The sequence below is a fragment of the Streptomyces sp. 891-h genome (assembly GCF_022760275.1).
GTDB classification, from domain to species: domain Bacteria; phylum Actinomycetota; class Actinomycetes; order Streptomycetales; family Streptomycetaceae; genus Streptomyces; species Streptomyces spirodelae.
On sequence record NZ_CP050693.1, the window covers coordinates 5,282,779 to 5,296,966 of the forward strand.

Below are 14,188 nucleotides of genomic sequence, written 5' to 3' on the forward strand. Positions count from 1 at the left end.
GCTCTCCTTCGTGCTCTCCCTCGTGCGCTCTCTCAGCCGTCTGCGCGCTCTGTGCGCACTGTGCGCTCGGTGTCCTCGGTGAGCGCGCTCAGCGGCTGGTGAGGAACTGCGGGCCCTGTGGCGGCAGCGCGAAGGCCGGGTCCGGCTGCGGGTAGCCGTACGCCGGCTGGGGATAGCCGTACGCGGGCTGGGTGGCGGGTGGCTGCTGGGGCGGCTGGTGCGGGGGCTGCGGATAGCCGTACCCGGGCTGGTGGGTGGGCGGCGCCGGGATGCCCGGGGCCCCCTGCGGCCCGAAGGGGGGCCCGAACGGGGGCGCGCCGGGCGGCGGCACATGCGCCGTGACAGCGGAGGCCGATGCCTGGGCAGCCCCCACCCCCGCCGGGTCCTGCTGGGGTTCCGGCGACGGAGTGGGCTGTGGCGGCTCCGGAGCGGGCGGCTGGGGCGGCGGTGCCGGGTCGGGCCCGGGAACCGGCCCTGGGCCCGGTGTGGGCCCCGGAGGCGGCCCCGGCGGCACCGGCTCGGGCCCCGGGCCGGGCGGCGAGGGCGGCGGCCCGGGCGGCGGTCCCGGCTCCGGGTTGGGCGACGGCTCCGGCTGCGGCCCGGGCGGCACCGGCTCCGGCTCGGGGAAGTCGGGCTCGGGCGGTGGCTGCGGGACGGTCGCGGACGGTGGGCCCAGCCGGAAGTCCGGGGAGCCGACCGTGTCGGGGCTGGGCGTGTGCGCCACGGTCGCGTCCGGATCGTGCGCCACGGTCGCGTCGGGGTCGTGCTCCGGATCCCGTGCCGCCTGGCGGTCGGCGTCGGCGTCGCCCGTGGCGTCGCCGGAGGCGTCGGTGCCGGCCCCGCCGCCCTCACCGGCGCTCTCGCTCTCGTCCACGGTGATACCGAACTCGGTGGCGAGGCCGACCAGCCCGGTGTCGTAGCCCTGGCCCAGCGCGCGGAACTTCCAGCCGTCCCCCCGCCGGTACAGCTCGCCGCAGACCATGGCGGTCTCGGCGCCGGTCTCCGGCTCCATGTCGAAGCGCGCGAGAAGCTGCCCACCGCGGGCCGGGTCGGTTGCGCCATCCGGGTTGCCCGCGTCGTGCAGCAGCAGCCGCAGCTCTCTCACGTCGGCGAAGGTGCCGCCGTCGGCCGAGGCGGCCAGCAGTACGCGGTCCACGGAGGCGTCCAGCGTGCCCAGGTCCGCCTCGACGGTGTCGCGCAGCCCCTCCGGCTCGCGCTTCTTGGCCAGGTGCCGCACCAGCCCGGAGGGGTGGCGGGGCTGGTTGTAGAAGATGAAGTCGTCGTCGGAGCGAACCTTGCCGTCCGGGCCGAGCAGCAGAGCCGAGGCATCGACATCCGGCACACCGGCACCAGGCGCCCAGCAGAGCACAGCGCGGACCGCCGTGGCCTCCAGCGGGATGTTCGACCCCTTCGTCATCGCGTGCGTCATGTCCTCATCCTGCCCCCGGACGGACGGCATCGACAACGCGGGACGTGATCGACAACGCGGGACGCGAGGGGCCCGGCGGCCGCATCCCGCACCGAGGGAACTTGTGGCCGGTCCTCGTACGTACGATGAGCAGCCACGCGGCACCATGGCGGCCCCGGCAGGACCACCGCCACCGCGTGTGCCACCAGGTACGCCATGACAGCTGGGCAGGACGCTGAGACGGCGGGACGGGGGATACATCCATGCGGCATTTCAGCCAGCTGACGCCTGAGCGCCGGAACGCGCTCTTCCACCGCGAGCCGGTCGAGTTCACGCCGGACTCGCACCCGAGCATTCTCGCCGTCGCGCTGGGCGCCACCCTCTACAGCCCCGCGACCAGGCCCGCGCTCGCCGACGACGTGCTCAAGCAGGCGGCGCGCGGCGTCGTGTCGATGGTGCTGTGCCTGGAGGACTCGATAGCCGACGCCGAGGTGCCGGACGCCGAGGACAACCTCGTCGGCCAGCTGAGGGAGCTGGCCGGCCGGGTACCCGAGCGCCTCGCGAAGGACGGGCTTCCGCTGCTGTTCGTCCGCGTACGCGAGCACGGGCAGATCACCGCGCTGGTGCGCAGGCTGGGTCCTGCCGTACGGCTGCTGTCGGGCTTCGTGCTGCCCAAGTTCACCGAGGACCACTCGGTGCCTTTCCTGGAGGCCCTCACCGAGGCGGAGGCGGCGTGCGGCCGACGGCTGTTCGCGATGCCCGTGCTGGAGTCGCCCGAGCTGCTGCACCGGGAGAGCCGCACGGAGGCGCTCGTCGGCATCGCCCGCACCCTGGACAAGTACCGGGAGCGGGTTCTCGCGCTGCGCCTGGGCGTCACCGACTTCTGCGCGGCCTACGGGCTGCGCCGCACCCCCGAGATGACCGCGTACGACGTGCAACTCGTCGCGTCGGTCATCGCCGACGTGGTCAATGTGCTGGGCCGGGCCGACGGCACCGGGTTCACGGTCACCGGACCGGTATGGGAGTATTTCCGGCCGCAGGAGAGGATGTTCAAACCGCAACTGCGGCAGAGCCCGTTCCTGAGCGGCCGGGCCGAGGACGTGCGCGCCGCGTTGATCGAGCACGACCTCGACGGTCTGCTGCGCGAGATCGAGCTCGACCGGGCCAACGGCCTGCTGGGCAAGACCTGTATCCACCCCTCCCATGTGGCCCCGGTGCACGCCCTGTCGGTGGTGAGCCATGAGGAGTTCTGCGACGCGACCGATGTGCTGCGCCCGGAGCGCGGCGGAGGCGGAGTGCTGCGCTCCGCGTATACGAACAAGATGAACGAGGTGAAGCCGCACCGGGCCTGGGCCGAGCGCACGCTGCTGCGCGGTGAGGTCTTCGGGGTGGCGCGCGAGGGCGTGAGCTTCGTGGAACTGCTGGCGGCGGGAGTCAAGTGAACGCAAGCGTACGGGAAGCCGGGATCGGGACGGACGGGACCAGGCCGGACGGGACCAGGCCCAACGGGAGCGAGGGGACCGGGATCGAAGGAGCCGGGGCCGAGATGTGGCCGGGCAGCTGGGTGGCCGAGCGGCTCGGGGTGCGGCTGGAGGGCGAAGGGCTGCGGGACCTGCTGGGCCTCGCACTGCGGCGCAATCCCAAGCGGGCCCACCTGCTGGTCTCCACCGTCCTGGGCAAGCACCTGCCGCAGCGCCCGGCCCGGGTGCTCGGCGCGGGCCGCCGCCTGGGAGAGCGGGTGCGTGAGCTGCTCGGCGCCGAGGAGGCAGACCGTTCGGCCGTGCTCGGCTTCGCCGAGACCGCGACCGGGCTGGGACTCACCGTCGCGCACAGCATGGGCAGCCGGATGAGCGCTCTGCACTCCACGCGCCGCCGGGTGCCGGGGGTGCGGCAGTACGGCGGCTTCGAGGAGGAGCACAGCCACGCCACCGCGCATCTGCTCCTGCCGGAGAATCCGCGACTGCTGCGTACGGACGGTCCGCTGGTGCTGGTGGACGACGAACTGTCCACCGGCCGGACCGTACGCAACACCATCGCCGCGCTGCACGCCGTCCACCCGCGTGACCGGTACGTCGTGGCCGCACTGGTCGACACCCGGGGCGACGGCGACGCGGCCGCGCTGGAGAAGTTCGCCGCCGAACTGGGCGCCCGCGTCGATGTGGTGGCCCTGGCCGCAGGCCGCGTGGAGCTCCCCGCCGACGTACTGGAGCGCGGCCGGGAGCTGGTCGAGAAGCACGGCGGGGAGCAGCACGGCAGCGAACCGGCGGCCGCCGCGCCGCCCGGGCCCGCGGTCCCCAAGGGCACCGTGCGGCGGGTGGACCTCGGCTGGCCTGCGGAGCTGCCGGACGGCGGCCGGCACGGCTTCGGCCCGCGCGAGCAGATCCGGCTGGAAGCCGCGCTCCCGGACATGGCCGAACGGGTGCTCTCCGCACTGGAGTCGGCCGTACCGGACGAGTCGGCCGTACCGGACGAGTCGGCCGTACCGGACGAGTCGTCCGGCACCGAACCGCCGCGTGTTCTCGTCCTCGGCAACGAGGAGCTGATGTACGCGCCGCTGCTGCTCGCGTCCGAGATGGAAAAGCGCGCCAAGGGCCGTGCGGAGGTCCGTTTCTCCACGACGACCCGCTCGCCCGTCCTGCCGCTCGACGACCCGGGCTACGCGATACGCACCGCGCTGCGCTTCCCGGCGCACGACCTGCCCCGCCAGGACGGACCCGGGAGCGGCGTCGCCGCGGAGCGCTACGCCTACAACGTCGCCGGCCAGGGTTTCGACGCCGTCGTGGCCGTCGTGGACAGCGAGGGCGACACCCCCGAACTGCACGCCCCCGGCGGCCTGCTGGACCAGCTCGCCGGCTGCGCGCGGCAGGTGCTGCTGTCGGTCGTCCCGGCGTACGTACCGGACCGGGCCCGGCCGGCCCCGCCAGCGCCGCTGCACGGCCCCGCCTTCTCCTCGTACGCGCCGGCCGACGTGGCGTGGCTGCTGCGCGACCTGTCCGACATCGAACTGGAGGCGCCGACGGAGGAGCGGGAGGAGGCCATCCAGGCGGGCGGTGCGCACTACGCCGAGTCGCTGCCCGTCGAATACCAGCCCTCCAAGGAGTACCAGCAGCTCTTCCACAGCGCGCTGGAGTCGGCGGCCGAGCGCCTGGCCCGCGCGGTCGGCACGGTGACCGAGACGGTGCTGGCCGAACGCGGCCCGCGCCCCGTGCTCGTCTCGCTGGCCAGGGCCGGTACGCCGGTGGGGGTGCTGATGCGCCGCTGGGCGCGGTACGCGCACGGGCTGGACCTGCCCCACTACGCCGTCTCCATCGTGCGGGGCCGCGGCATCGACACCAACGCGCTGGCCCACCTGGCGGCCCGCCACGATCCGGCCGACGTCGTCTTCGTGGACGGCTGGACCGGCAAGGGCGCCATCACCCGGGAGCTGGCCCAGGCGCTCGCCGCGCATCCCCGTTTCGACCCCGAGCTGGCCGTCCTGGCCGACCCGGGCTCGTGCGTGCGCACCTACGGCACGCGCGAGGACTTCCTCATCCCCTCCGCCTGCCTCAACTCGACCGTCTCCGGGCTGATCTCCCGCACCGTGCTCCGCGCCGACCTGGTGGGACCGCACGACTTCCACGGCGCGAAGTTCTACCGCGAACTGGCCGACAGCGACCTGTCACAGCACTTCGTCGACACGGTCGCGGCGCGCTTCCCCGCGGTGCGGGAGAGCGCGGCCCGGCAGGCGGCGGCGCTGGCGGGCGCGGACCGCACCCCCACCTGGGCGGGCTGGCGTGCCGTGGAGGACATCAGCGAGGAGTACGGCATCGGCGATGTGAACCTCATCAAGCCGGGCGTCGGCGAGACGACCCGTGTCCTGCTGCGCCGCGTCCCCTGGCGCATCCTGGCCCGGCGCGGCGTCGGCGCCGACCTGGACCACGTACGGCTGCTGGCCGCACAGCGCGGCGTGCCCGTCGAGGAGACCGACGATCTCCCCTACAGCTGCGTCGGCATCGTCCATCCCCGCTACACGCGCGGTGCGACAGGCGCCGACGGAAAGGCCGCACGGTGACCAGAGCGACCACGGGAACCACACCGACGACGGGGGCCACGGTGACGACGGGGGCCACACCTGCGACGGGGGCCACGGTGACGCCGAGACCCGCCGGGTCCGGCCCGGCGGAAGACGTCCTGGTCGCCAGCGACCTGGACCGTACGCTGATCTACTCGGCGGCTGCGCTGGAGCTGACCATGCCCGACACCCGGGCGCCCCGGCTGCTGTGCGTGGAGACGTACGACCACCGTCCGCTCTCCTACATGACGGAGGAGGCCGCCGCGCTGCTGGCAGCCCTCGCCGGCCAGGCGGTCTTCGTGCCCGCCACCACCCGCACCCCCGAGCAGTACCGCCGCGTCCGGCTGCCGGGGCCGCCGCCCCGCTACGCGGTCTGCGCCAACGGCGGTCACCTGCTGGTCGACGGCGAGAGCGACCCCGAGTGGCGGGAACGGGTGCGCGAACGGCTGACCGAGTGCGCCCCACTCGCCCAGGTACGCGACCACATGCTGGGCCGGGCGCGCCCCGAATGGCTCCTCAAGGAGCGCGTCGCGGACGGCCTGTTCGCCTATCTGGTGGTCGAACGGGCGCTGCTGCCCGACACCTGGGTCAAGGAACTCGCCGCATGGGCGGGCCCGCAGGGCTGGAGCGTCTCCCTCCAGGGCCGCAAGATCTACGCCGTACCGCACCCGCTCACCAAGAGCGCCGCCGTGGCGGAGGTGGCCCGCCGGGCCGGCACCGCGCGGACCCTCGCGGCCGGCGACTCCCTGCTCGACGCGGACCTGCTGCGTGCCGCGGACGTGGCCTGGCGCCCGGCACACGGCGAGCTGGCCGACAGCGGCTGGCACCTGCCACACGTACGGGTACTGCCGGAGCGCGGCGTACTGGCGGGCGAGGCCATTCTGCGCCGGATGCGCGCGGCGGTGACCACCGAGCCGGGGACCGTGGCCCCGGTGCCGGACTGACGGACGGGCGCGCCCCCGCTGCTCACCGGCGTCGTCGGCCGGCGCGCCTCCCGCCCTTCCCGCGCCTCGCGCCCTTCTCGTCCTTCCCCCGCTTCTCGCCCTCCCGGTGCTCCTCCCGGCGCTCCTCACCGCGCTCCTCGCTGGGCTCCTGCCGCCGCCCGCCGTCCTCCCCTTCCCCCTTTCCCCCGTAGAGCGAGGCCCTGCGGCGCAGCTCCTCGCCGCGTATCCGGGCGCGGGTGCGCTGCTCGCGCAGATCCCGGGCGCGGCGGGCGCGTTCGACCTCGTCCCGGTGGCGCTGCTGCCAGTAGGGGTTGTCGTGCGGCAGGGCGCCGCCCACCCTCCCGTACATCCCGAAGACGAGCAGCAGCAGTCCGACGGCGAAGCTGAACAGCACGTTCTCCAGCTCGAACGCGAGCACGTTCAGACGCGTCTCCAACAGTGCCAGATTGGCGAACCCGCTCAGCAGGAACAGTCCGCCGAAAGTGATGTTCACGTTGGAGGCGAAGTTTCCGCCGCGCACCATGGCGCCGATCAGCAGCACTCCGACGACGACGGAGAGCACGCTGAGCGCTCCGTTGGTGTTGAGACCGGCCACCCGGTCGCCGCCGGTGTCGAAGAAACCGATGTTGTCGGTGAGCCCCAGAACGCCGAAGACGGTCAGCCCGAGCCCCACCACCCCGGCCCCCACCCGGTAGACGCGGCTCAGCTTGTGGTGCACCGGCATGTGCTCGTCCAGTACCCGCCGCCCGCGCGGCAGGATCCTGCGACGGCGGAACGTACGAGTGGGGGACGCGGCCACTGGGGGCCTCCTCGGAACGGCCGGAGGCGACGTTCACCTTGTGCCTTCCAGCATCCGCCCGGAGCGCCTGTGCCTCAACAGCGACGCTCAGTAGCGGCCGCCGCCCGGTGACCGTCGTCAGCGTCCGGTGGCGCGCTCCTGCCGGATCTGCTCGACCACCTGCTGCACCGTCTCCTTGACCGCGTCCAGCTCGGTGAGCAGATGCCAGTAGTCCGGGTGGCGGCCGGTGAGCGAGGCGACCGCGCGGTCCACCCGCTCCACCGCGTTGTCCAGCGGCTGCGCGTGCCGCGGGTCCGGGGTGGAGCGCCCGGCCATCGCGAGCCGCTGTGCGTCGCGGATGGCGAAGCGGGTGCGCTCGACCTCCTTGCTGTGGTCGAAGGAGACTTCGTTGAGCCGCTGCAGCCGCTCTCCCGCGGCCTTCACCGCCTCGTCCGTGGTGTTCAGCAGCGCCCGCACCGTCGACAGCAGCGCTGTGGCGTCCGGCCAGCGCTGCTCCTCGCGCGCCGTGCGCGCCTCCCGCAGCTTCTCGTCGGCCTGCCGCGCCGAGCGCTCGGCCTCCTGGGGAACCTGCTGGAGGTCCTGCCAGCACGCCGCGCTGAAGCGGCGCCGCAGCTCACTGAGGACGGGCTCGACCTGCTTGGCCCTGTTCTGCAGCGCCTCGGTGCGGGTACGCAGCGAGGCGAGGCGCTTGTCGATGTCGGCCGCCTGCTGCGGCAGCCCGTCGGCCTGAGCGCGGATCGCCTCCGCCTCCCGCACCACGCGGTCGGCACGCTGAATGGTCTCCTGCACCCCATGGGTGCCCGCGCCCTCGTTGAGCTTGGTCAGCTCGGGCGAGAGCGCCGCCAGCCGCGCCGCGAGATCGTCCGCCTTCAGCCCCTGGCCCCGCACCGCGTCCAGCGCGTTGCTCGCCGCCAGCAGCGCCTGCCGGGCCCGCTCCACGGCGGGTGCGAGGCGGGCGAGCTGGTTCTCGGCGCGGGTCAGCGTCGGGCCGAGGCTCTGCGCGAACCTGTCCAGCTCGCCCTTGACCCGCTCCAGCTCACCGCGCGCCCGCTCAAGCTCGGCGCGGGCACGGGAGGCGGCAGCGGCGTCCAGGTCGTCCCGGTCGAGGTCGTGGGCGTCCACGGCGGTGATGTAGTCGTGGCTGACACTGTCGATGCGCGTGCCCAGCTCGGCGAAGTCCGCGGCGGCCTTGCGGCCCGCCGGTGAGCTGTCGACCGCGCTGATCGTCTCTATGGAGATACGCAGCTCACGCTGGGCTGTGTCGAGGTCGTAGAAGGCTGCTGCCGCGGCGTCCTTCGCGGCCTGCGCGTCGGCCCTGAGGGTTTCCGCGCGGCCATTGCCCCAGCCCCAGCGGCGAATACCACCGCCGTTCATCGCCGTCACGAAACCTCTCCCCGTACGCGCCTGTGGCTCTTCGACCGGTGCTCATTCTCCCACCTGGGCTCAACGAACACACGAGCTGATTCGTTCACGGCCGCTCCCCCACCCCACGTTTGCGCTGCCCCGCACCGGGCGGGGTACGCTGTCGTCCCACACATGCCCGGGCGCATAGCTCAGCGGTAGAGCGCCTGCCTTACAAGCAGGATGTCACTGGTTCGATCCCAGTTGTGCCCACCGGATGGTCAAGCTCTGGCCAGAGGCGAACAAGGTCCTCGCAGGTTCCTGCGGGGACCTTTTGCTGTGCGGGGTCCAGGGGGTGGGGCCTGGGCCTGTGTCGGTCGGGCTGTGGGGTTGTCGTTGGTTGGTATGAAGATTCCCGGCTGTCCGGTGCCTTGCGGGCGAGGGGGGACAGGGATGTCCTTCATGAGCGGGATGAGAAGGACGGGTTTCAAGAGGCGGCCGGGTCGGGCGGGCCGGGCGGGCCGGGATCGCTGCGAGAGAGTGCGGCGGCGGGTGGCGCGAGTGGTGGGGGTGTGGCTGGTGCTGGTGGGGCTGGCCGGTGCGGGGGTGGGGGGTGGGACCGCGCAGGCGCGGGGGTGGGGGCCCGCCGTGGAGCCGTATCTCTCCTTGGGGTGGGGCGACCCGCCCGATCCGGCGGCCGTGCTGCGGAAGACCGGGGTGGGTGGGTTCACGTTCGCGTTCATGCTGAGCGCCGGGGGATGCGAGCCGCGCTGGGACGGGGAGCGGCCGCTGACCGGTGGGATGGACGAGCGCGCGGTGCGGGCCGTGCGGGCTGCCGGCGGGGAGCCCGTGGTGTCCTTCGGCGGTGGCACGGGGCGCAAGCTGGAGCAGGACTGCCCGGATGCTGCGGCGCTCGCCGGTGCCTACGAGAAGGTGATCAGGGCCTACCGGCTGCGCGCCATCGACGTGGACATCGAGATGCGTGCGTACGACAGCGCCGCGGCCCGCAGGAAGACCGTCGCGGCGCTCAAGCGGGTCAAGGCCGCCCACCCGGGGCTCACCATCCATGTGACGCTGCCCAGCGAACGCGGCGGGCCCGACGCACGGCTGATCGGGACCGCTGCGCGGGCGGGGCTGGAGCCGGACTCCTGGACCATCATGCCGTTCGCGTTCGGCAGCGGACCGGCCACCGCCGGGAGTACCCAGCAGCACCCCCGCCGCGAGAACATGGGCCGTACCACGGTGCGGGCGGCCGAAGGGCTGGCCGCACGGCTGCGCGAGGCGTACGGGTACAGCAGGGCGAGGGCGTACGCACACAGTGGCATCTCCACCATGAACGGCATCACGGGGCATCAGGAGGTCATCACAGTCCAGGACTTCCGCCTCATCGCGTGGTACGCCCACACCCGGGGGCTGGCCCGGCTCGCCTTCTGGTCCGTCAACCGGGACCGGCCGTGCGGCAAGTTGCCCTATCCGGCCGAGGACCGCTGTTCGGGAGTGCCGCAGCAGCCGTGGGAGTTCACGCGGGCGCTGACGGAACCGTGGCGGTGGGCGTGACCGTACCGTCCTCGATGCCGCTGTCCTCTTCCACGACCGCGCGCATCGCGGGCAGGACAGGAAGCATGGGCAGCAGGGGGAACGTGGTGGGTCCGGGGAGGAGCATCCCCGCCCCCGGCGCGGAACTCGTCCACGGCCCGGATCCCGCTCCCGGCGCGGAACTTGTCCACGGCCCGCGTCCGGGCCCCGGTCCCGCCCCGGGCCCTCTCCACGGTCCGGGTCCAGATCCCGGTCCCGGAGCCGGTTCCCGGGCTGCTGCCGTGCCCGCTCCCGCGGCGGCGCCGTCCGGCGTCACCGCCTCGCTCGTCGTCGCGTCCGCTGCCGCGCCCGCGTCCGCCGCCGCTCCCGGCTCACGCCGTATCAGATACGCCGCGAGTCCGCCGGCCAGGAACAGCGCGAGGACGGAGACGGCCGTGCCCAGCCAACTGGCGCCCAGCCACTGGCCGCCGAGGTAGCCCAGGCCCACGCTGTAGACCGCCCAGGCCACTGAGGCCAGCGCCGACCAGGGCACGAAGTCACGCGCGCTGCGGTGGGTGGCACCCGCGGTCAGGCTGACGACCGAGCGTCCGGCGGGCGCGAACCGGGCGAGGACGACGAGGGCGCCGCCGCCCCGGGAGAGGGCGCGGCCGAGTTGTTCCTGTGCGGAGGTGAGCCGGCGGGAGCGGGCCATCGCGCGGTCGAAGCGGTCGCCGCCCCGCCAGGCCAGCCGCCAGGCCACCAGGTCGCCCAGTACGGAGGCGGCCGCCGCGCACAGCACCAGCAGCAGCACCTCGATCAGGTGCCCGTTCCCGGCCGCGCTGCGGGCGGCGGCCGTGGGCAGGTCGGCGGCGTCGGCGGCGGTGGTTCCGGCCGCTGCGGTGGAGGCGGCGATCACGAGTACGCCACTGGGCAGGACGGGCACGAAGACGTCGAGCAGTACGGATGCGGCGATGACAACGTAGATCCACGGGGATCCGGTCACCGACCCCAGGACTTCCGGCACTGCTGTCCCCGTTTCTTCCCCTGTCCGGCTCTCGTCGCCGGCGGTTTACCGCCGTACAGCGTACGCCCGGGTCCCCCGCTCAGGGCCGCTGGGTGCTCGTGGCGACACTCCCATCCCGGCGCGGGATACGGATATTGCGGAATCGGACCATAGGACAACCGCAATTCAGTGGAGGCCGACACGATGAGGGCAGGTATGCGCACGGCGGGGGTGCGGGGAGTGGCGGCTGTCACGCTCGTGACGGCTCTGCTGGCGGGCAGCGGGTCGGGTACGGCGAGCGGTCTGCCACCGGACGACGACGGGGAACGCGCCGCCCGCGCGGGCGACATCGGGCTCAGGCACCTCACCGAGGTGCTCAAGAGCCTCAGCGACGCCCATGACGGTGCCGACGCCCCTGACGGTGCCGGCTCGGCCTCCGGCGCTGCGGACATCGACCGCCTCGCCGCGCTGCGGAACCTCGGCGATCTTCCCGACCTCCTCCACCACGCCCAATTCGGGAGCGTGCAGGTGAAGGTGGGCTCCGGGGAGGTCGAGATCGTCAGCGGCGGACAGCGGCTCTTCCCCTTCGGCCGGGGCGACAGCTCCGACCCGATCGTCCGGCACACCGAGGAGGCCACGGAAGAGGTCACGAAAGAGGCCACGGACGGGCACACCGGAAAAGCCACGGGCGGGCACACCGACGGGCACACCGGAAAAGCCCCGGAAGAGCACACCGGCAAGGCCACGGACGGGCGCACCGGCGAGCCCGGCGCGGCATCGGACGCCGCCGACGGCACCACCGCCGACGAATCCGCCTTCTCCTCCCGGAAGTCGATCCTGGTGCGCTACGACCGGTTCTCACCGGCGAACGCCTTCATCCGTCCCGACGCGGTCACCTACGACCGGAGCAAGGTGCCCGCCGGGGCGGGCATCATGGTGGCGCGTACGGCGACCGACCACAGCACCAGCGTGCGGCTGCAGGTACGCGGCCTGGTCCCGGACCGCACCTACGGGGCGCATGTCCACACCCATCCGTGCGGCGCCAAGCCCGACGACTCGGGGCCGCACTACCAGCACCGCAAGGACCCGAAGCAGCCCTCCACCGATCCGCGCTACGCCAACCCGGACAACGAGGTGTGGCTCGACTTCACCACGGACTCGAGGGGCCGCGGCGACGCCGTCTCGCGCCACCACTGGACCTTCCGCGAGGGGGAGGCGAGGTCCGTCGTGCTGCACGAGAAGGGCACCAGTTCCGAGGCCGGGCACGCGGGCCAGGCCGGTGCGCGGGTGGCCTGCTTCTCGGTACCGCTGAGCGTGTCCTGATCCCCCTTCACTCCCCCTCAGCTCTTGTCCCGGCCCGGCGGGGCGGCGGCCGGTTCGGTTCCGCTGAGCCGGCCGCTGAAGACCGGCTCCAGGCCGGTGCGCGGCGTCCCGTCCGGCGCCGAGGTGGCGGGGCGGGCCTGCTCCAGTTGGTAGGTGGCGTCGCGGCCGTGCAGCGTCAGCGTCATCAGCATGTTGCCGAACCAGGGGCCGCCGGTCCTGTTCCAGCGCAGGGTCGGTTCCCCGGTGCGGGCGTGCTGCTCCAGCAGCCTGCCGAGCCGGCGCCCCGCCCGGCTCCAGCCGAAGCGGAAGCCCGACCGCATCACGGCCGGGATGTTGTTGTGTATCGGGGAGCAGGTGAGCTGCACCACCCGGGACCGCTGTCCGCCACCGGCGACCTTCAGGTCGTCGAACTCCGGTTCGGCGACGTACGCGTGGTGCACATCGCCGGAGATGACGCTGACCGAGGCGGGCGCGTCCTGATCGGTGGCCACCCGTTGGATCAGCTCGGTCAGGGCGCGGAAGGAGCGCGGAAAGGCCGCCCAGTGCTCCAGATCGGCGCGCTGCCGCAGCTTCTCGCTGAACCTGCTCCAGCGTGTCCCGCGCGCCCCCGAGCACAGGGCCGTGTTCCAGGCCTCCAGTCCGTGCACCGCGGGCGGCAGCAGCCACGGCAGCGAGGTGCCCAGGACGAGGTGGTCGACCGAGCCGGGCCCGCCGTCCAGCACCTGCTCGTGCAGCCAGTCGAGCTCCTCGTCGTCGACCATCCGCCGCTCGCTCTCGGGCAGCACACGGGCCGCACGGGTGTCGATCATCACCAGCCGGGTGCGGCCGAAGTCGCGGCGGTAGCTCCACCGCGCCGCGGCCGGGTCCTGGTCGGCGCGCTCGGCGAACGCGCGCAGCGGCGGCGCTCCGTCGTCCGCGGCCCGTACGGCGGCGAAGACCGGGTCCTCGGCGAGCTCGGCGGGCGAGAGGTTGCCCAGGTGCTGGTAGACCCAGTAGGAGCTCAGTCCGCCCAGGATGCGCTCGCGCCACCAGTCGGTGGCCCGTATCTCGCGCTGCCACGCCTCGCTGGTGTTCCAGTCGTCGATCACATCGTGGTCGTCGAAGATCATGCAGCTGGGGACGGTGGACAGCAGCCAGCGCACTTCCGGGTCCAGCCAGGACTCGTAGTACAGCTCGGTGTACTCCTCGTAGTCGGCGACCTGGTCCCATGGGGGCCGGGACAGATCGCGGTGGCGGGCGAGCCTGGCGCGGACCGGCTCGGAGGTCTCGTCCGCGTAGACCTGGTCGCCCAGCAGGAGCAGCACGTCCGGGCGCGGGCCGCCGTTCAGTGCCCGGTGCGCCAGCGCGTCCAGCGCGTCGGGCCCCATCGGGTCGTGCCGGGCGCCGGCGGGGCGGGCGGCCCAGCGGCAGGACCCGAAGGCCATCCGCAGGGGCGGGGTACGGGCGGGGGGAGCGTCGGGCGGCGGGAGGGTGCGGATGGTGCTGGCGGGAAAGGGCGAGCCGGCCAGTGGCCACACCTGCTCGCCGTCGAGGGTGACCCGGTAGGGCGTCTCGGTGCCCGGCTCCAGGCCGACGACGGTGATCAGCGCGTAGTGGTGCCCGGCGACCTGCCAGGTGCGGGCCGTACCGCCCGCTGTGCTGCCCTCGCAGTGGACCTCGGCCTGACAGGGGGCTTCCGTCTCCACCCAGACGGTCGCGGTGTCCTGGTCGACGTAGCGCAGCAGCGGGCCCAGTCGGAGGCCGGTCATGCGGATCTCCCTCGTCCGTGTGGCGCCGTACGGTGCGGGCCTGGAACCCGCACCGT

10 protein-coding genes and 1 tRNA gene are annotated in these 14,188 nt (G+C 73.5%); 6 read left to right on the plus strand and 5 right to left on the minus strand.

Annotated features, from left to right (window positions below):
- Positions 1-88 precede the first annotated feature (88 nt).
- Positions 89-1,429 carry a TerD family protein gene (locus tag HC362_RS23165; protein ID WP_243085907.1) on the minus strand — a complete coding sequence of 447 codons (1,341 nt, stop codon included), beginning with the start codon at positions 1,427-1,429 and terminating at the stop codon, positions 89-91.
- A gap of 242 nt (positions 1,430-1,671) precedes the next feature.
- Between HC362_RS23165 and HC362_RS23170 the strand changes: the two genes are divergently transcribed.
- The 3 genes from HC362_RS23170 to HC362_RS23180 all read left to right on the plus strand — a co-directional run bounded on the left by HC362_RS23170 (position 1,672) and on the right by HC362_RS23180 (position 6,403).
- Positions 1,672-2,850: an HpcH/HpaI aldolase/citrate lyase family protein gene (locus HC362_RS23170; protein ID WP_243085908.1), complete on the plus strand. Its 1,179-nt coding sequence runs from the start codon at positions 1,672-1,674 to the stop codon at positions 2,848-2,850.
- Between the two features lie 104 nt (positions 2,851-2,954).
- Complete coding sequence (locus HC362_RS23175) at positions 2,955-5,459, plus strand: phosphoribosyltransferase (RefSeq protein WP_243088766.1); 2,505 nt, start codon at positions 2,955-2,957, stop codon at positions 5,457-5,459.
- A gap of 179 nt (positions 5,460-5,638) precedes the next feature.
- Entirely contained in the window at positions 5,639-6,403 is a 765-nt protein-coding gene (locus tag HC362_RS23180) for an HAD family hydrolase (RefSeq protein WP_243088767.1), read from the plus strand.
- A gap of 22 nt (positions 6,404-6,425) precedes the next feature.
- Here HC362_RS23180 and HC362_RS23185 read toward each other — a convergent pair whose 3' ends face one another.
- Positions 6,426-7,127: a DUF4383 domain-containing protein gene (locus tag HC362_RS23185; protein ID WP_243088768.1), complete on the minus strand. Its 702-nt coding sequence runs from the start codon at positions 7,125-7,127 to the stop codon at positions 6,426-6,428.
- A 192-nt stretch (positions 7,128-7,319) separates the two neighbouring features.
- The gene (locus HC362_RS23190; RefSeq protein ID WP_243088769.1) at positions 7,320-8,576 is read right to left on the minus strand and encodes a hypothetical protein; all 1,257 of its coding nucleotides are present in this window, start codon (positions 8,574-8,576) and stop codon (positions 7,320-7,322) included.
- A 168-nt stretch (positions 8,577-8,744) separates the two neighbouring features.
- Here HC362_RS23190 and HC362_RS23195 point away from each other — a divergent pair.
- Positions 8,745-8,816, plus strand: a tRNA-Val gene (locus HC362_RS23195).
- A 279-nt stretch (positions 8,817-9,095) separates the two neighbouring features.
- Positions 9,096-10,100: a chitinase gene (locus tag HC362_RS23200; RefSeq protein ID WP_243085909.1), complete on the plus strand. Its 1,005-nt coding sequence runs from the start codon at positions 9,096-9,098 to the stop codon at positions 10,098-10,100.
- Here HC362_RS23200 and HC362_RS35090 read toward each other — a convergent pair.
- Positions 10,063-11,061, minus strand: coding sequence for a VTT domain-containing protein (locus tag HC362_RS35090; protein ID WP_347568470.1), 999 nt, complete (start codon positions 11,059-11,061; stop codon positions 10,063-10,065). The two genes, HC362_RS23200 and HC362_RS35090, sit on opposite strands and share 38 nt — an antisense overlap.
- Before the next feature lie 204 nt (positions 11,062-11,265).
- Here HC362_RS35090 and HC362_RS23210 point away from each other — a divergent pair, with 204 nt between their 5' ends.
- Entirely contained in the window at positions 11,266-12,384 is a 1,119-nt protein-coding gene (locus HC362_RS23210) for a superoxide dismutase family protein (RefSeq protein WP_243085910.1), read from the plus strand.
- A 17-nt stretch (positions 12,385-12,401) separates the two neighbouring features.
- Here HC362_RS23210 and HC362_RS23215 read toward each other — a convergent pair whose 3' ends face one another.
- Positions 12,402-14,132 carry an alkaline phosphatase D family protein gene (locus HC362_RS23215; RefSeq protein WP_243085911.1) on the minus strand — a complete coding sequence of 577 codons (1,731 nt, stop codon included), beginning with the start codon at positions 14,130-14,132 and terminating at the stop codon, positions 12,402-12,404.
- Positions 14,133-14,188 lie beyond the last annotated feature (56 nt).

Bases quoted from the DNA above. Each gene is read 5' to 3' on its own strand.
- HC362_RS23165 (WP_243085907.1), bottom strand. From the start codon at position 1,429: ATGACGCACGCGATGACGAAGGGGTCGAACATCCCGCTGGAGGCCACG.
- HC362_RS23170 (WP_243085908.1), top strand. From the start codon at position 1,672: ATGCGGCATTTCAGCCAGCTGACGCCTGAGCGCCGGAACGCGCTCTTC.
- HC362_RS23175 (WP_243088766.1), top strand. From the start codon at position 2,955: ATGTGGCCGGGCAGCTGGGTGGCCGAGCGGCTCGGGGTGCGGCTGGAG.
- HC362_RS23180 (WP_243088767.1), top strand. From the start codon at position 5,639: ATGCCCGACACCCGGGCGCCCCGGCTGCTGTGCGTGGAGACGTACGAC.
- HC362_RS23185 (WP_243088768.1), bottom strand. From the start codon at position 7,127: ATGCCGGTGCACCACAAGCTGAGCCGCGTCTACCGGGTGGGGGCCGGG.
- HC362_RS23190 (WP_243088769.1), bottom strand. From the start codon at position 8,576: ATGAACGGCGGTGGTATTCGCCGCTGGGGCTGGGGCAATGGCCGCGCG.
- HC362_RS23210 (WP_243085910.1), top strand. From the start codon at position 11,266: ATGAGGGCAGGTATGCGCACGGCGGGGGTGCGGGGAGTGGCGGCTGTC.
- HC362_RS23215 (WP_243085911.1), bottom strand. From the start codon at position 14,132: ATGACCGGCCTCCGACTGGGCCCGCTGCTGCGCTACGTCGACCAGGAC.